The sequence below is a fragment of the Achromobacter sp. EB05 genome (assembly GCF_044232075.1).
Lineage (GTDB): Bacteria > Pseudomonadota > Gammaproteobacteria > Burkholderiales > Burkholderiaceae_B > Achromobacter > Achromobacter dolens.
Window position 1 is genome coordinate 4911164 of record NZ_CP155917.1, and the last position, 16123, is coordinate 4927286.

Sequence of the window (16123 nt, forward strand, 5' to 3'; positions counted from 1 at the left end):
GTCAGCTCTCCACGCGCGTGCCGCGAGGCAGCGCGCACAGTTGCCGCCCGTGCGTCAGGAACACGTCGACGCCCAGCGGAAAACGTTGATGGTTGATGCGCCAGTCGCGCCAGAAACCGTCCGGCAGGCCGGCGGCGCGCAGCGCCTGGCGGCTCTGGATGCCGGGGCCGGTCAGCGTGACCTCGGCGCCTGCGTCCAGCGACGCGACCTCGATGAGCAGCGTCGTGGACAGATCCGGATAGGCCGGGTCTCCGGGATGGCACGACGCCAGCGCGGGCGCGCTGCCGCCCGCCGGCACTGCCGCGAAGCGCGCCAGAGAGGCCGACGGCACCATCGGGCAGGCGCAATGGAAGCGCAGGAAATCGAGCACGCCGGCGTCCAGGCCCTGCGGCAGCCAAAGCGGCGTGTCCACGTCCACCAGCGTCAGCAGCAGCGCGGTCAGCGCCGGCGACAGGCCGGCCGGCACGCCGCTGGCGGCGGCCACTTCATACACGCGGCCCGGATGCGCCATGGCGTCGAGCGCGGTGCGGAAGGTGGCCTGGGCGTCGTTCACCGGGTCCGCGAAGCCCGGCAGCAGCTTGCGGCTCGCGGCGGCCGCGCCAAGAAGTTCTTGATGCATGTCAGTCCTCGCCTCGCACCATCGTGAAGAATTCGACCTTGGTCTGCGCGGCGACGCGCGCCTGGCGATCGATGCGCTCGGCGCGTTCACGCGCCAGCGGCTGGATCAACTGCGCCTGCACCGTGTCGTGCCAGTCGGGCAGTTGCAGCAGCGCGTCGGCCACCGCGGCCTGCTCGGCATGGCGCAGCGAACGGCCCTGCACGTAGGCGATGCCGACCACGCCGTTGTCCAGGCTGACGGCGCAACGTGTCACCGTCATTTCGCCCAGGTTGAAACGCGCCCCGGTGCCGCCGCTGCGGGCCCGCGCCATGGCCATGCCGGTCTGCGCCGGGCGCAGCATCTGATACGGCGGCACGCCGCCAAGCGCGCCGAACGCCCCTTCCAGCATGGCCGGATCGGCCAGCGCCAACACCCGCATCCAGGCGGCCCGTTGCGCCTGGATTTCACCCTGCGCGGTTTGTGGATGGTCCATTATTTCCTCTAAACGTCTAGACGACTGGATGGAGTATGATCGCGTTCAAGTGGAAGTTCAACAGCCTGGCGTGAATTTTTGATGACAGTTGCGGCGGGGACGCATTGCCTATCCCGCGTCCGCCGCTTGGTGCACAATCACAGCCATTCTTGATGAAGCTGATATGACAGCACGAGCACATCCTATGGTCGAAAGAGGTTCCGGTATCGCCGTGTGGCGACAGATCGGCGAGTCGCTGGCGGACGACATCCGCAACAAGTTGTACATGGCGGGCGAGCAACTGCCCTCCGAACCGGAGCTGGCCGCCAAGTTCTCCGTCAACCGCCACACCATCCGGCGCGCCATGGGCGAGCTGGAACAGAGCGGGCTGGTGCGCATCGAGCAGGGGCGCGGCACCTTCGTGCAGGAACACGCCATCGACTACGCCATCGGCAAGCGCACGCGCTTTTCCGAGAACCTGCGCAGCCAGGGCATGCTGGGCCACCTCGAAGCCCTGGGCAGCCAGACGCTGCGCGCCGCCGACATCGCCAAGCACCTGGGCCTGGCGCGCAACGCCCCGCTGCTGCGGGTGCAGATGGTGGGCAAGGCTGAGAACCGCCCCATCAGCACCTCCGAACACTACTTCGACGAAAAGCGCTTCCCCGACTTCATCGAACGCATGAACGCGCTGCGCTCGGTCTCGAAGGTCTACGCCCACTACGGCATCGGCGACTACACGCGCAAATGGTCGCGCATCACCGCCACGCTGCCGTCTCCGGAAGTGGCGCGCATCCTCGGCCAGCCCAAGACGCGCCCGATCCTGCAGGTCGAGGCGCTGAACGTGGACCAGGCCGGCGCGCCGTTGCAATACAGCATCACCCGCTTCGTCGGCGACCTGGTCCAGCTCATGGTGGCCGACGACAGTTGAGGCCGGTGCGCGGCGGCCGCGCGCGGCCGCTTGCGCCGCCCTGCGATTTCACTCATCTAGACATCTGGTTGTAATGCTACACCGCTAACTTTCCATTCATGAACCAAGCACACGCCCCCTCGCCCCTGGCCGGTGTCACAGGCCAACGTATCCTGACCCCGCGCGGCATCGAGCACGCCAGCCTGCGATTCCATGGAGGACTGATCGACGACGCCAGCAACGCGGCCGCGCGCGGCGCGGCCTGGTTCGACGCCGGCAACCTGCTGGTGCTGCCCGGCATCGTCGACCTGCATGGCGACGCCTTCGAACGCGCCATCATGCCGCGCCCCAGCGTCACTTTCCCCTACGACGGCGCCCTGTTCGACGTCGACCGCCAACTGCTGGCCAACGGCATCACCACCGAATTCCACGGCGTCACGCTGTCGTGGGAAGGCGGCCTGCGCGGCGAGGCCTACGCCGAGCGCATGTTCGCCGCACTGGAACGCATGGGACACATCATGGGCGCGCGCCACTATGTGCACCTGCGCTTCGAGACCCACCACGTCGGCGGGGTCGAGACCGCGCAGCAATGGATCCGCGACGGCCGCGTGCGCTTCGTCGCGCTCAACGACCACCTGCCCAGCATGGCCCGCCGCCTGGGCGACGACCGCAAGCTGCTGCAGTACGCCGACCGCGCCGAATGCGACCTGGACACCTTCCAGGAACGCATCCGCCGCGCCATGGGCGCGGCCGACTCCGTGGCCGACGCCATGCGCGAGCTGACCGCCAGCGCCCAGGCGGCCGGACTGCGGGTCGCCTCGCACGACGATCCCGACGCCGCCACCCGCCGCTACTATCACCAACTGGGCTGCGGCGTGGCGGAATTCCCGCTGACGCGCGAGGCGGCCAGCGTGGCCCGCGACCTGGGCAACTCGGTGGTGTTCGGCGCTCCCAATGTCGTGCGCGGCGGCAGCCACACCAACGCCCCCAGCGCCACCGAAATGGTGCGCGCCGGCCTGTGCGACGTCCTGACCTCCGACTACTACTACCCCGCGCCGCTGGCGGCGGCGCTGCGCCTGGTGAACGACGGCGTGCTGCCGCTGGAGCAGGCCTGGAACCTGGTGTCGCTGAACCCGGCACGCGCCGCGGGCCTTCAGGATCGCGGCGCGCTGGCGCCCGGACTGATCGCCGACGCCATCGTGGTCGACGACCACGTGCCCGGCCTGCCGCGCGTCTGCGCCGCCATCGTCGGCGGCGAGCTGCGCTACGCCACCCGGGCCTTCGGCGACGACCACAATCAGCGCATGGCGGCCTGATCATGCCGTCGGCCCACCGCTATGCGTTGTATCTCGCCCCCGCCGGCCCCTGGCGCGAACTGGGCAGCCGCTGGCTGGGCCGTTGCGCCGACACCGGCCAGGCCCTGCCGCCGCTGCCCGGCCAGCCCGAGGCCGCGCGCGACTGGACCGAGGCGCCGCGCCATTACGGCCTGCACGCCACGCTGAAGCCGCCGTTCCGGCTGCGCCCCGGCGCCGCGCCGCAGGACGTGGACGCCGCCGCGCGCCGACTCGCCGCCGGCGAAAGCGCCTTTGCCATCCAGCTTGAATGCGAGCCGCTGCGCGGCTTCCTGGCGTGGCGCATCGCCGCCGCCGACACCGACGGTCAGGCCCGCATCAACGCCCTGGCCGCCGCCGCCGTGCGCGGCCTGGACGACCTGCGCGCGCCCGCCACCGCCGCCGAACTGGCCCGGCGCCAGGCGCACGCGCTGTCGCCCGAACAGCAGGCCATGCTGGCGCGCTGGGGCTACCCCTATGTGTTCGACACCTTCACCTTCCACATCACGCTGACCGGCAAGCTCGACGGCGCCGCGCTGGAGCAGGCGCGGGCCGGCATCGCGGCGTTCGCCGATCCGCTGCGCGGCCAGCCCATGGCGGTGCCCGGCGTCAGCGTCTACGTCCAGCCGCAAGCGGGGGCCGACTTCATCGTCGCGCGCCACTACCCCTTCGATGGCGGCCACATCGACGCGGCGGGCGCGGCCTACCTGCAAGGATCGGCGACGGCATGAACCCGCCCGTTCCCGCCAGCGGCGAACGCCTGGTCTACCTGATGGGCGCCTCCGGCAGCGGCAAGGACACCCTGCTGCGGCTGCTGCGCGCCGGGCTGCGCGACAACGAACCGGTGCTGGTGGCGCACCGCTACATCACGCGCGACAGCGGCGCCACCGAAGACGCACTGTGCCTGAGCGCCGAAGAATTCGCGCGCCGCGCCGCCCTGGGCTGTTTCGCCTTGCGCTGGACCAGCCACGGCCTGCAGTACGGCATTGGCGTCGAGGTCGACGCCTGGCTGGACGGCGGCGCGGCCGTCATCATCAACGGCTCGCGCGCGCACCTGGCCGAGGCGCACCGGCGCTATCCGGCGCTGACGGCTGTCGAGGTCACGGTCGACCCCGCGCAACTGGCGCGGCGGCTGGCGGCGCGCGGCCGCGAAACGTCCGAACAGATCGCGCTGCGCCTGCAACGCGCCGCGCAGGACTTCCCTGTCCCCGAGGGATGCCGCCTGCTGCGCGTCGGCAACAACGGCGCGCCGGAAGCCGCCACCGCCGAACTGCTGGATATCGCCCGCGGCCGGCTGATCGCGTAGCCCGCGCCGGCATCACCGCGAAACGGCCGCCGCGGAGCCACGGCCGCGCCGGCCGGGCGCCTCACTCCCGCGGTCGAGCGTCCGGCCCCAGGTCGGCGCACAGCTCCAGCAGGATGTCGGAAAAACACTCCTCGGCCGCCAGCGCCTGCTCGCGCCGGCGGCGGATCAGGTTGATCGGCGGCAACTCCCAGCCGAAGTCCCACGGCACCATGCCCAGCTTGCCGCGCTGGCACAGCTCGCGCGCGATGTCCTCGGGCACCACCGACATCAGCGCGGGGTTGGCGCTCAGCATGCCCTCGATCACATCGGTGGAATAGGCTTCCAGCACCGGCGCCGGCGAACGCAGGCCGGCGCGGATGAAGTGTTCGACGATCAGTTGGCGCGTCGGCGTGTTGACCGCCGGCAGCACCCAATCCATCCGCGCCACCGCCGCCCAGTCCGCCTCGCGCCGCGCCAGGCGCTGCGCCAATCGGCTGTGCGCGATCAGGCGCGGCCGCTGGCGGTACAGCACGCGATGGGTCAGGTCGTCCTGCGCCAGGGTCGAGGTCGCCCGGCTGATGATGCAATCGAGCTCGTGCCGCCGCAGCATCGGCACCAGGTGGTCGGTGGTGGCGCGGTGCAGCGTCAGGGTCACGCCGTGGCGCTGGTGCAGCCGGCCGATGGCGGCGGTCAGCAGCGCGCTCGACACGTAAGGCACCACGCCGACATGCAGATGCGCCGCGCGGCCGTCGTGCAGCGCCTCGACCTCGCGCGCCCACAGGTCCAGGTCGCCCTGCATGCGGCGGGCCCGCACCAGCGCCAGCTCGCCCAGCGGCGTGGGCTGCATGCCGCGCCCGGTGCGCAGGAACAGCGGCGCGCCGAAGATGTCCTCGAGCTCGGCCAGCGCCTTGGTGGCGGCGGGCTGGCTGATGCCGGTGGCGGCCGCCACGCGGGTCAGCGTGCCGTGCTTGGCGATATTCGCCAGCAGCACCAGGTGGCGGTGGCGCAGGCGGTTGGCGAGTCGGGCGGCGTCCCAGGTCAAGGCGGTCTACTCATAACTGATTGGTTATTCAATTATGCCAACAACGGACACATCAGTTATTTCACGATCCTATACTGCGCCGTATCCCCACCTCGCCCGACCCCGCCCATGTCCGACTTCACCACCCGCCCCGAAATCCGCGGCACCTTCGGCGTCGCCTCGTCCACCCACTGGCTGGCGTCGCAGGTCGCCATGGGCGTGCTGGAGCGCGGCGGCAACGCCTTCGACGCCGCGGTGGCCGGCGGCTTCACGCTGCAGATCGTCGAGCCGCACCTGAACGGCCCCGGCGGCGAAGTGCCGATCCTGCTGTGGAGCGAACGCGAAGGCCGCATGCGCGCGCTGTGCGGCCAGGGGCCCGCGCCGGCGCTGGCAACGCCGGCCTACTTCCGCGGACTCGGCGTGGACCTGGTGCCAGGCATCGGCCTGCTGCCCGCCACCGTGCCCGGCGCCTTCGGCGCCTGGCTGACGATGCTGCGCGACTACGGCACCTGGGAACTGGCCGACGTGCTGCGCCCGGCCATCGACTACGCCCGCAACGGCTTCCCGCTGGTGCCGCGCATCTCGCAGGCCATCCTGGCGGTGCAGGCCCTGTTCCGCGACGAATGGACCAGCTCGGCCGCCGTCTGGCTGCCCGACGGCAAGGTGCCCGCGCCCGGCGCGCTGCTGCGCACGCCGGCCATCGCCGCCACCTACACCCGCATCCTCGACGAAGCGCACGCGGCGGCGACCGACCGCAATGGCCGCATCGACGCCGCGCTGGCCGTCTGGTACCGCGGTTTCGTGGCCGACGCGATCGACGCCTACTACACCCATGAAGCCGTACGCGACACCACCGGCCAGCGCAATCGCGGCCTGCTGCGCAAGGCCGACCTGGCCGACTGGCGCGCCCGCTACGACGATCCGGTCACGCTGCAATACGGCCGCTACACGGTTGCCAAATGCGGCGTCTGGTCGCAAGGCCCGGTGCACCTGCAGCAGCTCGCGCTGCTGCGCCACCTGCAAATGGACACGCTGGACCCGGCCTCGCCGCAATTCGTGCACCGCATCGCCGAGGCCGCCAAGCTGGCCTTCGCCGACCGCGCCGCCTGGTACGGCGATCCCGATTTCGTCGACGTGCCGTTGGCCGCGCTGTTGAGCGACGACTACACCCGCGCGCGCGCCGCCGCCATCGGCCCACGCGCCGCCACCACGCTGCAACCCGGATCCCCGGATGGCCGCGCGCCGCGCCTGCCCGACCTGGAAGCCGCCGCCCGCACCCTGGCCGCGTCCGACACCCGCTTCGGCGTGGGCGAGCCGACCTTCGCGGCGCTGCCGCCGGTGGCGGAATGGGCCGCGCGCGAGATCTTCGTCGGCGACACCTGCCAGATCGACGTCATCGACCGCGACGGCAACATGGTCGCGGCCACGCCGTCCGGCGGCTGGCTGTCGTCCAGCCCGGTGGTGCCGGCGCTGGGCTTTCCGCTCACCACGCGATTGCAGATGACCTGGCTGGACGAGGGCGTGCCCGGCCAGTTGCAACCTGGCAAGCGGCCCTGCACCACACTGTCGCCCGGCCTGGCGCTGCGCGACGGCCTGCCCTACATGGCCTTCGGCACGCCCGGCGGCGACCAGCAGGACCAGTGGACCGTGTCCTTCTTCCTGCGCCACGCCATGGGCCTGAACCTGCAGCAGGCGATCGACGCGCCGTCCTGGCACATCGACCATTTCCCGGGCTCGTTCTGGCCGCGTTCGCTGACGCTGAACCGCCTGACCGTCGAGGGCCGCCTGCCCGAAGCCACGCAACAAGCGCTGCGCGAGGCCGGCCATGACCTGCGCGTCGGCCCCGACTGGTCCGAAGGCCGCATCAGCGCCTGCACCCGCGAACCGGCGGCCGGCGGCGGCCTGCTGCTGCGCGCCGCCGCCAACCCGCGCGGCATGCAGGGCTACGCGGTCGGCCGATGAACCATTTTTCCATCCAGCCGGCGCACAGACCGGCCACATCACAAGGGGTAAACACCATGAAGACCATCCGACGACTGTTGCGCGCCTGCGCCCTGACCCTGGCCTGCGCCGCGCCCGCGCTGGCGCACGCGGCCTGGCCCGAAAAGCCGATCACGCTGATCGTGCCATGGGCCGCCGGCGGCTCCACCGACATCCTGGCGCGCGTGCTGTCCGAAGGCCTGACGCAGTCGCTGGGCCAGCCCGTCATCGTCGAGAACCGCTCGGGCGCCTCGGGCAACATCGGCAGCACCTTCGTGGCGCGCGCCAAGCCCGACGGCTATACGCTGCTGGTCGGCTCGATGAGCACCCACACCATGAACCAGGCGCTCTACGGCAACATGCCGTTCGACGGCGTCAAGGACTTCACGCCCATCGCCGAACTGGCGCTGGTCACCAATACGATGGTGGTGCATCCTTCGGTGCCGGCCAGCAACGTCAAGGAGTTCATCGACTACGTCAAGGCCAACCCCGACAAGGTGGCCTACGCCTCGGCCGGCCAGGGCTCGACCAATCACCTGAGCGCCGCGCTGTTCGAGAAGGCCGCCGGCGTGAAGATGATGCACATCCCCTACCGCGGCGGCGCGCCGGCTGTGCTGGACACGGTGGCCGGCCGCACCCAGGTGCTGTTCAGCGCCGGCACCCAGACCCTGCCGCACGTGCAGACCGGCAAGCTCAAGCTGCTGGCCGTCACCGAGGAACAGCGTTCGCCGCTGCTGCCCGAGGTGCCGACCGTGGCCGAGACCCTGCCTGGCTATGAACTGTCGGTCTGGTACGGCGCCTTCGGCCCGGCCGGCATGCCGCCCGAACTGACCACGCGCCTGAACCAGGAGATCAACAAGATCCTCAAGCGCCCCGACGTCGTCAAGAAGATGGGCGACATGGGCGTGCTGCTGCTGGACACCACGCCGGAGCAGTTCGGCCAGGTGCTGGCGCGCGACGCCGACAAGTACGGCAAGCTGATCAAGGAACTGGGAATCACCGCCGAATGAGCCTCACGTCCGACACCCTCGAACGCCTGGCGCTGGCCTATGACGGGGCCTCGGCCCCGGCCGCTTTCGCCGCGCTCGACGCGCATGCCCACGCCACGCTGGGGCACACGCTGTGCACCATCAACCGCCATGACGCCGAAAGCATGCGGGTGGTGCGGCTGTACAGTTCGAACGCCGCCGCCTATCCGCCCGGCGGCAGCAAGGACAAGCGCGGCACGGCCTGGGGCCGCCACGTGCTGCTCGAACGCCAGGTCTTCATCGGCGAGGGCGTCGACGCGATCCGCGAATTCTTCGACGACCATGACGCGATCCAGGCGCTCGGCCTGCAATCGGTGATCAACGTGCCGGTGGTGTTCGACGGCGCCTGCCTGGGCACCGTCAACTTCCTGATGCCGCGCGCGGCGCTGACGCCGGCCGACATCGCCGCCGCCCGGCTGGCGGGCCTGCTGGCCCTGCCGGCCTTCCTGGCGCTGACGCCGGCCGGTTGAAATGCGGGGCGCGCCCAGTGGCTCAGATCAGCGCGCGGCGGATGCGGGCCGAGGCCATGTCGATCACGACCACGAAGCCGACGATGATGATCATCACCGCGCAGGTCTCGGCGTAGCGGAAGCTGCGGATGATTTCCCACAGCACGGTGCCGATGCCGCCGGCGCCGACGATGCCCACCACCGAGGCCGAGCGCACGTTCGACTCGAAGCGGTACAGCGAGTACGAGATCCACAGCGGCAGCACCTGCGGGATCACGCCGTAGACGATCTCTTCGAGCGCGTTGGCGCCGGTGGCGCGCACGCCTTCCACCGGACGCGGGTCGATGGCCTCGACCGCCTCGGAGAACAGCTTGGCCAGCACGCCGGTGGTGTGCACCCACAGCGCCAGCACGCCGGCGAAGGGCCCCAGGCCCACCGCCACGATGAACAGCATCGCGAACACCATTTCATTGATGGCGCGGCAGGCGTCCATCAGGCGCCGCATCGGCTGGTAGACCCAGGCCGGCACCATGTTGGACGAACACAGCAGCCCCAGCGGCACGGCCACCACGATAGCCAGGAACGTGCCCCACACCGCGATCTGAACCGTCACGATCATCTCGTCCAGGTACATGCGCCAGTCGCGGAAATTGGGCGGGAAGAAGTCGGCCGCGAACTGGGCCATGTTGCCCGAGTCCCGCAACAGGTCCAGCGGCCGCATGTCGGCGCCACGCCACGACATGACCAGCAGCGCCAGCACAAAGGCCCATACGAGCAGGACCGGCAACGACGAGCGCGGGGCGGCGGGGGAACGGGAAGAAGGCACGGCCAGGGTCATGAAAATTCCGGAGTAGGGAAATCGGATGGACGCGCGCCGGCGCTTGACGGAAAGGCGCCGGCGCGGCGCGGCATCGTTACTGCTTGGCGGTGGGCTGGCCCAGGCTGGCCAGCTTGGCGTCCAGGTCGGCCAGTTGCTTCTGCTTCTCGGCCTGGCCGATGGTGGCGTCGGCTTCGATCTTGGCCTTCTCGCGTGCCAGTTCGATCTGGCGGATCGGCACCAGTTGCTGGTTGTCCGAGGCGCGGAAGCCCTGGTAGGTCAGCGCCTTCAGGTTGGCCATTTCGCGCGCGGCATCCTTGCCCTTGCCGTAGTTGACGAAGAAATCGCGGATCCTGGCCTTCATGTCGGCCGGCAGGTCGGTGCGCATGACCAGCGGGTCGGCCGGGATCAGCGGCGACTTCCACAGGATGCGCACGCTGTCGTTGGCGTCCTTGCCGGTGCTCAGGCGGTAGCGCTCCAGCGCCTCGGTGTTGTTGACGGCCACGTCGACCTGCTTGTTGATGACCGACAGCAGATTGGTTTCGTGATTGCTGACGCGCACGGCCTTGAAGAAGGTCTTGGGCTCGATCTTGTTGGCGGCCCACAGGTAGTAGCCCGGCACGGCGGTGCCCGAGGTCGAGTTGGGGTCGCCGGCGCCATAGGTCAACTGGCCGCGGCGCTTGAGCAGGTCATCCAGGCTCTTGATGTCGCTGTCCTTGTTGACGATCAGCAGCGACCAGTAGCCCGGGTTGCCATCCTTGTCGATGACGGACGCGAACACTTCGCCGTTGGCGCGGTCCACCGCCTCGATGGCCGCCTTGTTGCCGTACCAGGCCATCTGCACCTTGTTGAAGCGCATGCCTTCGATGATGCCGGCGTAGTCGGAAGCGAAGAACGGCTTGACCGGCACGCCGATGGCGCGGCTCAGGTCGTCGATGACGGGCTGCCACACCGACTTCAGGTTGGTCGACGACTCCGTCGAAATGATGCCGAAGTTCAACGGCTTGGCCTCTTGCGCATGGACTTGCGTGGACAAGGCGGCAGCGGCGATCAGGGCAACAAAGGTTCTGCGTAGCATGGAAAGCTCCGGGTAGGAAACGGGCGGGGTCAGGCCGCGCAGGCCTGTCGGGAAAGCGACGCAAGGCCCGGCAGGGGCTGGGCTTGCGGCGTGTATTCGGGAAGCAGCTCGCTCAGTTCCGAGCCGTACAGGTCGCGGAGCATGGCCGGCGTCAGGTCGGCCGAGGGGCCGTCGTAGACCACCTTGCCGTGGCGCAGCGCCACCACGCGCGGGCAGTAGCGCAACGCCACATCAACCTGGTGCAGCGAGACCACCACGGCCACCTTGCGGCTGCGGTTGATGTGCGCCAGCGTGTCCATCACGCGGCGCGAGGATTCGGGGTCGAGCGAGGCGATCGGCTCGTCGGCCAGGATCACGCGGGCGTTCTGCACCAGCGTGCGGGCGATGGCGGCGCGCTGCTGCTGGCCGCCGGACAGCGTCGAGGCGCGCTGAAATGCGTAGTCGTCTATACCAACCTGGGCAAGCGCGTCGAGCCCCTGGCGCACTTCGTCGCGCAGGAACACGCGCGTCAGGCTGCGCCACAGCGGCACCCGCGGCAACAGGCCGGTCAGCACATTGGTGATGACCGGCAGGCGGCCCACCAGGTTGAATTGCTGGAACACGAAGCCGATGCTGGCGCGCGCGCCGCGCACCTGGCGCGACAGGCGGCCATGTCGCTGGATCAGTTGGCCGTTGACCGTGACGCTGCCCTGCCCCGCGTCGCCGACCACAAAGCCTGCCAGATGGCGCAGCAGCGTCGACTTGCCCGAGCCCGAGGCGCCCAGCAGCGCCACCATCTCGCCGTCCGCCACGCGCAGGTCGACGTTGTCCAGCGCACGGGCGCCGGGATGGAAGGACTTGCTCAGCCCCTGTACTTCGATGGCGTAGGTCATCGTTGAATCCCCTTGGATTGGTTCATTCGCGCATTCTGTTTTCGCGGCATGACAGCGCGATGACCTGGCGATCGAATCATTTGGCTGAAAATAGGGGTCACGGCAACCGACTGAAAGACATCCGTCACATAACGCCGCGCCACCGTCGCAGGTGGCGGGTATATTCAAACAATCCCCCTTTCGACAGGCGGTCATCATGCTCAACGGTTCCTGCCTTTGCGGCCGTGTTGCCTACCAGATCACCGGCCCGCTCACTGACGCGCTCAATTGCCATTGCGCCATGTGCCGCAAGTCGCATGGCGCCGCGTTCCGCAGCCGCGCCACCGTGCAGGCCAGCGACTTCGCCTGGACCAAGGGGGAAAGCCACGTCACCTGGTATTGCTCGTCGCCGGGCAACTACCGTGGCTTCTGCGAGGCCTGCGGCACGCCGCTGCTCAGCCGCTTCGACCAGACGCCCGACATCTACGGCCTGCCCCTGGGCGCCCTGGACGATGACCCCGGCATCAAGCCAGGCGCGCACTGTCATGTGGCGAACAAGGCGCCCTGGTTCGACATCACCGACTCCCTGCCGCAATACCCGGACGCGTTCGAAGGCGCCGAAACGTCCCTGCCGCACGCGGTCACCTGAACGGTTACACAGAAACTCAACCAGACAGTTGAATTGAAACGGCAAGGCGGGCTATATTCAACCTCATGGTTGAATCACTGCCTCCCCCGTCCCTCGATGCCGTCTTTCGCGCGCTGGCCGATCCCACGCGCCGCGACATGCTGCGGCGCCTGGCCGGCGGAGACAGGACCATCGGTGAACTGGCCGCGCCCCTGCGCATGAGTTTTGCCGGCGCCTCCAAACACGTGCAGGCGCTGGAACGGGCCGGCCTGCTGCGGCGGACCGTCAACGGCCGCAGCCATGTATGCAGCCTGAATCCGGCCCCGATGGCCGAAGCCATGCGATGGCTGCGCTTTTATGAACACTTCTGGTCGGGCAGGCTGGACGCGCTCGAAGCCGCGCTGGCCGCCCATGCGCCCCCGACCGCATCTTCGGAGAGCCAACATGAGTGATTACGCTGTCGTCACCAGCCCCACCTCCCTTTGCTTCACCCGCGTCCTGCCCGGCAGCGTGGAACAGGTCTGGGCCTTCCTGACCGAATCCGACAAGCGCGGGCTGTGGCTGGCGAGCGGCGACATGGAGCTGCGCGAAGGCGGCGGCGTCACGCTGCGCTTCGTGCACGCCGATCTGTCATCCGTGGCCGAGCCCACGCCGGCGCCCTACAAGCCCTATGAGAACGGCGTCACCACCCACGGCATCATCACCCGCTGCGAACCGCCCAGGCTGCTTGCGTTCACCTGGGGCGGCTCGCAGGGCCAGCCGTCTGAAGTCACGTTCGAGCTGTCGCCGCAAGGCGAAGGCACCCGCCTGGTGTTGACACACCGCAAGCTGGCCTCGCGTGCCGACATGATCGACGTGGCCGCCGGCTGGCATGCGCACCTGGGCGTGCTGGCGGCGCGCCAGGCCGGCCGCGCGCCAGGCCCGTTCTGGTCGGCGCTGCAGCGCTGGGAAACGGACTACCAGGCGCGCATCGCGGCGCAATGAGGGACGCCCTCCGCCCCGCCTCCGGCGGCGCGGGGCGAGCGCCGCCCGCCTTTCCAATGCCCGGATCGGGCGCGGCGCAGTCGTTCAATAGCAACTATCACGCCGCCAGGCCGGATAAAAACTGGCTAATCATTGCGCTTTGCAGTAACATAAGTCCGTGATTTTTCCGCAAAAACCGGGCTTCGTTCACAACATTGAGTGCCAACCCACGGTGGCAGTCTGAGTACTACCCGCAGTGGCGGGTCTGGCCGGACTTACGCCCGGCATTCCCGCAACGCTGCAACCGGTTTTCTTGGGTGAAACCTGCCCTTGCCCCGTGGCGCGACCCGCGTCGCCCGGCATCGCAGCAGACACTCCAACCCGCTTCTTCCGGCGACGCGCCACAAGCGCCGACCCGCGACCAAGCTGCGCATCACGCGCACCCTGCCCTCGCGGCGCGAGTATCCGTCATTTCAGACATCCGCTTGGGATGCCGTGGCCCATACCCGCGCTTGCCCGGACGTTTTACGTTCAACCGCTGGACCTGGCCAACAGAGTCCGACGCGCTCGCCATCCCCGGGTGGCGCGCCATGCCGACGGCATGGCGGCGCGTATTGATCAAGGAGTAGAGAATGGCTAAAGAAGAACTCATCGAACTGGACGGCATCGTCGACGAAGTGCTGCCCGATAGCCGCTACCGCGTCACCCTGGACAACGGCATCGAAGTGGGCGCCTACGCCTCCGGCCGCATCCGCAAGCACCGCATCCGCATCCTGGCCGGCGACCGCGTCACGCTGGAAATGTCGCCGTACGATCTGACCAAGGGCCGCATCAACTTCCGTCACAAGGATGAGCGCGGCCCGGCCCCGGCGAGCCGCCCCCAGCACCACCGCCGCTGAGCCGCGGGGCCGGCGTTCGCGCCGGCCTGCCGCCACGGCGGGCGCGCCCCCGCGGGTTGCCCCGTGACCTTAAACTCGCGCACGCCCTGCCGTAGTAATGCGCAAGACCCCGGTTCGTGAAAGAATGGCGCTCCCCCGGCGCCAGGCCCGGCGGAACACGCATGAAGCAGCAAGATGGATCTGACACAGGAATTGAAAGAAGCGGCCGACCAGCTCTCCCTGGCGCGAAGACGATTCGCCAAGGGGGAAGAAGGCCTGCGCCTGCTGCATCAATCGCGGGAATCGTTCATCAACAGCCTGCGCAACACCGGCCTGACCTATGCCGAGGCCAAGACCAAATACGACAACTGCCTGGATGAACAGGAAGTGCAGTTGCACGGCATGCTGGACAAGATGATGTACGCCGAGCGCATGCATCAGTACATCCTGCACCGCATCTCCCTGCAACAAGCGCAGGACGCGGCCGCGCCGCAGGCGGCCACCGCCTGAGGGCGGCCGGCCCTTTCCCAGGTCTTCCGGGTTTCAAGCGGCGCCCGCGCCCGGCGCGGCCTTGCCGCGCCGACGGATCCGAGCCGGGTCAGGGCTTGAAGGCGCCGATGAAGATCGCGGGGTCGACCCGCGCATCGTTCAGGCTGACGTTCCAATGCAAGTGGGGGCCCGTCGCCCGGCCGGTCGCGCCGACCTTGCCGACCACCCCGCCGCGCGGCACGACATCGCCGACCTTCACGTCAATGGCCGACATGTGGCAGAACATGCTGACCAAGCCCTGGCCATGGTCCAGGAAGACGGTCTTGCCGTTGAAGAAATAATCCCCCACCAACGACACCACGCCGGCGGCCGGCGCCTTGATCGGCGTGCCAGCCGGCACGGCGAAATCCAGGCCGGAGTGCGGATTGCGTTCCTCGCCGTTGAAGAAGCGGCGCAGGCCGAACGGACTGGACAGGCGGCCGCCGCTGACCGGACGGTCCAGCAGCAGGTTGCTGGGCGTGACGCCGGAGCGATAGGCGCGATTGGCGGCGCTCTGCTCGGTCATCTCGCGCTCGATGCGCTTCATGTCTTCAGGATCGGGATTGACCTGGCGCGGATTCTTCAGCGTGATGTGCTGCGCCACGTATTCCTTGGCGCGCACGGTGAACGGCAGTTGGCGCGTGCCGGCGCCGTCGCGCACGGAGATTTCCTGGGGACCCGGCTTGACCGCCAGCGGGATGCCGACCACGGCGATCCACTGCTTGCCATCTTCGCGCACCACCAGCACGCGGCGGTCGCGGTAGGTGACCTCGGGCGCCGTCGCCGCGTCGCCCAGCGCCAGCACGGCGACGCCGCCCGGCACCGGCGCATTGAGCTTGCGGCTGATGAAGCCGCCCTGCTGCGCGGCCGGCGCTTGCTTGGCGCGCACCGGCAGGGCCAGGCCCACCGCGGCCGCGGCCAGGCCCAGCCGCAGCATGTCTCGGCGTCGCGGCATCACTGTTGCAGGCACAGGTTGGCGGGTTCGATCAGGGTCTGGTCGCGCCGCGCGATGCGGGTCGACAGGCGCGCCTCGGTCTTGCCCTTCCAGGTGGTGGTGGTCAGCACCGCCTCGACGCCCAGGCTGTCCGACTGGATCAGCTCGAAGCCGTTGCGCACCGCCTTGCGCTCGAAGCGCACGCCCTGGTCCTTCCATGCCGCGGCAACGCAGTTGGTGTAGTCCTCGGCCGTGCGCGGGGTCGAGCCGTAGAACACCGGATCGCGGTCGCGGACGTCTTTGACGTTGGCGCAGGCGGACACGGCGAGCACGACGGCGGTGAGGGACAAGGCGGTACGGACCTTCATATCGGGA

Annotated in this window: 20 protein-coding genes; 12 read left to right on the forward strand and 8 right to left on the reverse strand. The window is 69.2% G+C overall.

All coding sequences use genetic code 11. The features are described from left to right. Nucleotide 1 precedes the first annotated feature (1 nt). Together phnH and phnG are read right to left on the reverse strand one after the other, a co-directional pair. Nucleotides 2-619 carry a phosphonate C-P lyase system protein PhnH gene (phnH, locus tag AAID08_RS22365; RefSeq protein ID WP_064528275.1) on the reverse strand — a complete coding sequence of 206 codons (618 nt, stop codon included), beginning with the start codon at nt 617-619 and terminating at the stop codon, nt 2-4. Between the two features lies 1 nt (nt 620). Beyond that, on the reverse strand, nt 621-1091 hold the full coding sequence (gene phnG / locus AAID08_RS22370) for a phosphonate C-P lyase system protein PhnG (RefSeq protein WP_064528272.1): 471 nt from the start codon (nt 1089-1091) through the stop codon (nt 621-623). Between the two features lie 184 nt (nt 1092-1275). Here phnG and phnF point away from each other — a divergent pair, with 184 nt between their 5' ends. From phnF to phnN, 4 genes are all read left to right on the forward strand, one after another. Next, entirely contained in the window at nt 1276-1998 is a 723-nt protein-coding gene (phnF, locus tag AAID08_RS22375; RefSeq protein ID WP_054501036.1) for a phosphonate metabolism transcriptional regulator PhnF, read from the forward strand. 98 nt (nt 1999-2096) lie between these two features. Beyond that, nucleotides 2097-3293 carry an alpha-D-ribose 1-methylphosphonate 5-triphosphate diphosphatase gene (locus AAID08_RS22380; RefSeq protein WP_054501035.1) on the forward strand — a complete coding sequence of 399 codons (1197 nt, stop codon included), beginning with the start codon at nt 2097-2099 and terminating at the stop codon, nt 3291-3293. Nucleotides 3294-3295: 2 nt separating this feature from the next. Then, nucleotides 3296-4039: a DUF1045 domain-containing protein gene (locus AAID08_RS22385; protein ID WP_144655332.1), complete on the forward strand. Its 744-nt coding sequence runs from the start codon at nt 3296-3298 to the stop codon at nt 4037-4039. After that, nucleotides 4036-4614 carry a phosphonate metabolism protein/1,5-bisphosphokinase (PRPP-forming) PhnN gene (gene phnN / locus AAID08_RS22390; protein WP_395756903.1) on the forward strand — a complete coding sequence of 193 codons (579 nt, stop codon included), beginning with the start codon at nt 4036-4038 and terminating at the stop codon, nt 4612-4614. Before AAID08_RS22385 ends, phnN begins: the two co-directional genes overlap by 4 nt. Before the next feature lie 61 nt (nt 4615-4675). On the opposite strand, the gene AAID08_RS22395 is transcribed toward phnN, so the two are convergent. Beyond that, nucleotides 4676-5635, reverse strand: coding sequence for a LysR family transcriptional regulator (locus AAID08_RS22395; protein WP_054501032.1), 960 nt, complete (start codon nt 5633-5635; stop codon nt 4676-4678). 108 nt (nt 5636-5743) lie between these two features. Here AAID08_RS22395 and AAID08_RS22400 point away from each other — a divergent pair, with 108 nt between their 5' ends. Genes AAID08_RS22400 through AAID08_RS22410 form a run of 3 tightly spaced genes read left to right on the forward strand, consistent with a single transcriptional unit; the run spans nt 5744 to nt 9092 of the window. Continuing rightward, nucleotides 5744-7576 (forward strand): gamma-glutamyltransferase family protein, encoded by a 1833-nt coding sequence (locus AAID08_RS22400; protein ID WP_395756904.1) that lies wholly within the window; start codon nt 5744-5746, stop codon nt 7574-7576. Between the two features lie 56 nt (nt 7577-7632). Continuing rightward, nucleotides 7633-8604, forward strand: a complete 972-nt coding sequence (locus AAID08_RS22405; RefSeq protein ID WP_054417151.1) for a tripartite tricarboxylate transporter substrate binding protein — start codon at nt 7633-7635, stop codon at nt 8602-8604. Further along, nucleotides 8601-9092, forward strand: a complete 492-nt coding sequence (locus AAID08_RS22410; protein ID WP_372414727.1) for a GAF domain-containing protein — start codon at nt 8601-8603, stop codon at nt 9090-9092. The genes AAID08_RS22405 and AAID08_RS22410 overlap by 4 nt, the downstream gene beginning before the upstream one ends. A gap of 22 nt (nt 9093-9114) precedes the next feature. Here AAID08_RS22410 and phnE read toward each other — a convergent pair whose 3' ends face one another. From phnE to phnC, 3 genes are all read right to left on the reverse strand, one after another. Beyond that, nucleotides 9115-9909 (reverse strand): phosphonate ABC transporter, permease protein PhnE, encoded by a 795-nt coding sequence (phnE, locus tag AAID08_RS22415; protein WP_020926712.1) that lies wholly within the window; start codon nt 9907-9909, stop codon nt 9115-9117. 76 nt (nt 9910-9985) lie between these two features. Next, nucleotides 9986-10966, reverse strand: coding sequence for a phosphonate ABC transporter substrate-binding protein (gene phnD, locus AAID08_RS22420; protein ID WP_175142552.1), 981 nt, complete (start codon nt 10964-10966; stop codon nt 9986-9988). Between the two features lie 29 nt (nt 10967-10995). Further along, the gene (gene phnC / locus AAID08_RS22425) at nt 10996-11838 is read right to left on the reverse strand and encodes a phosphonate ABC transporter ATP-binding protein (RefSeq protein ID WP_144655336.1); all 843 of its coding nucleotides are present in this window, start codon (nt 11836-11838) and stop codon (nt 10996-10998) included. 196 nt (nt 11839-12034) lie between these two features. On the opposite strand from phnC, the gene AAID08_RS22430 reads away from it, so the two are divergent. The 5 genes from AAID08_RS22430 (at nt 12035) to AAID08_RS22450 (ending at nt 14796) form a co-directional block, all read left to right on the forward strand. Next, entirely contained in the window at nt 12035-12466 is a 432-nt protein-coding gene (locus AAID08_RS22430) for a GFA family protein (RefSeq protein ID WP_395756905.1), read from the forward strand. 65 nt (nt 12467-12531) lie between these two features. After that, on the forward strand, nt 12532-12897 hold the full coding sequence (locus AAID08_RS22435; RefSeq protein WP_395756906.1) for an ArsR/SmtB family transcription factor: 366 nt from the start codon (nt 12532-12534) through the stop codon (nt 12895-12897). Beyond that, nucleotides 12890-13429: an SRPBCC family protein gene (locus tag AAID08_RS22440; protein ID WP_054501025.1), complete on the forward strand. Its 540-nt coding sequence runs from the start codon at nt 12890-12892 to the stop codon at nt 13427-13429. Before AAID08_RS22435 ends, AAID08_RS22440 begins: the two co-directional genes overlap by 8 nt. A 611-nt stretch (nt 13430-14040) precedes the next feature. Beyond that, nucleotides 14041-14307 (forward strand): translation initiation factor IF-1, encoded by a 267-nt coding sequence (infA, locus tag AAID08_RS22445; protein WP_054501024.1) that lies wholly within the window; start codon nt 14041-14043, stop codon nt 14305-14307. A gap of 174 nt (nt 14308-14481) precedes the next feature. Beyond that, the gene (locus AAID08_RS22450; protein ID WP_054501023.1) at nt 14482-14796 is read left to right on the forward strand and encodes a hypothetical protein; all 315 of its coding nucleotides are present in this window, start codon (nt 14482-14484) and stop codon (nt 14794-14796) included. A gap of 88 nt (nt 14797-14884) precedes the next feature. Here the strand turns inward: AAID08_RS22450 and AAID08_RS22455 are convergent, their stop codons facing one another. Next, nucleotides 14885-15769: a peptidoglycan DD-metalloendopeptidase family protein gene (locus AAID08_RS22455; protein WP_395756907.1), complete on the reverse strand. Its 885-nt coding sequence runs from the start codon at nt 15767-15769 to the stop codon at nt 14885-14887. Further along, a complete protein-coding gene (locus AAID08_RS22460) occupies nt 15769-16116 on the reverse strand; it encodes a hypothetical protein (protein WP_054501021.1) in 348 nt (115 codons plus the stop codon). The genes AAID08_RS22455 and AAID08_RS22460 overlap by 1 nt, the downstream gene beginning before the upstream one ends. Nucleotides 16117-16123: the final 7 nt, after the last annotated feature.

Bases quoted from the DNA above. Each gene is read 5' to 3' on its own strand.
- phnH (WP_064528275.1), bottom strand. From the start codon at position 619: ATGCATCAAGAACTTCTTGGCGCGGCCGCCGCGAGCCGCAAGCTGCTG.
- phnG (WP_064528272.1), bottom strand. From the start codon at position 1,091: ATGGACCATCCACAAACCGCGCAGGGTGAAATCCAGGCGCAACGGGCC.
- phnF (WP_054501036.1), top strand. From the start codon at position 1,276: ATGGTCGAAAGAGGTTCCGGTATCGCCGTGTGGCGACAGATCGGCGAG.
- AAID08_RS22380 (WP_054501035.1), top strand. From the start codon at position 2,097: ATGAACCAAGCACACGCCCCCTCGCCCCTGGCCGGTGTCACAGGCCAA.
- AAID08_RS22385 (WP_144655332.1), top strand. From the start codon at position 3,296: ATGCCGTCGGCCCACCGCTATGCGTTGTATCTCGCCCCCGCCGGCCCC.
- phnN (WP_395756903.1), top strand. From the start codon at position 4,036: ATGAACCCGCCCGTTCCCGCCAGCGGCGAACGCCTGGTCTACCTGATG.
- AAID08_RS22400 (WP_395756904.1), top strand. From the start codon at position 5,744: ATGTCCGACTTCACCACCCGCCCCGAAATCCGCGGCACCTTCGGCGTC.
- AAID08_RS22405 (WP_054417151.1), top strand. From the start codon at position 7,633: ATGAAGACCATCCGACGACTGTTGCGCGCCTGCGCCCTGACCCTGGCC.
- AAID08_RS22410 (WP_372414727.1), top strand. From the start codon at position 8,601: ATGAGCCTCACGTCCGACACCCTCGAACGCCTGGCGCTGGCCTATGAC.
- phnE (WP_020926712.1), bottom strand. From the start codon at position 9,909: ATGACCCTGGCCGTGCCTTCTTCCCGTTCCCCCGCCGCCCCGCGCTCG.
- phnD (WP_175142552.1), bottom strand. From the start codon at position 10,966: ATGCTACGCAGAACCTTTGTTGCCCTGATCGCCGCTGCCGCCTTGTCC.
- phnC (WP_144655336.1), bottom strand. From the start codon at position 11,838: ATGACCTACGCCATCGAAGTACAGGGGCTGAGCAAGTCCTTCCATCCC.
- AAID08_RS22430 (WP_395756905.1), top strand. From the start codon at position 12,035: ATGCTCAACGGTTCCTGCCTTTGCGGCCGTGTTGCCTACCAGATCACC.
- AAID08_RS22435 (WP_395756906.1), top strand. From the start codon at position 12,532: ATGGTTGAATCACTGCCTCCCCCGTCCCTCGATGCCGTCTTTCGCGCG.
- AAID08_RS22440 (WP_054501025.1), top strand. From the start codon at position 12,890: ATGAGTGATTACGCTGTCGTCACCAGCCCCACCTCCCTTTGCTTCACC.
- infA (WP_054501024.1), top strand. From the start codon at position 14,041: ATGGCTAAAGAAGAACTCATCGAACTGGACGGCATCGTCGACGAAGTG.
- AAID08_RS22450 (WP_054501023.1), top strand. From the start codon at position 14,482: ATGGATCTGACACAGGAATTGAAAGAAGCGGCCGACCAGCTCTCCCTG.
- AAID08_RS22455 (WP_395756907.1), bottom strand. From the start codon at position 15,769: ATGCCGCGACGCCGAGACATGCTGCGGCTGGGCCTGGCCGCGGCCGCG.
- AAID08_RS22460 (WP_054501021.1), bottom strand. From the start codon at position 16,116: ATGAAGGTCCGTACCGCCTTGTCCCTCACCGCCGTCGTGCTCGCCGTG.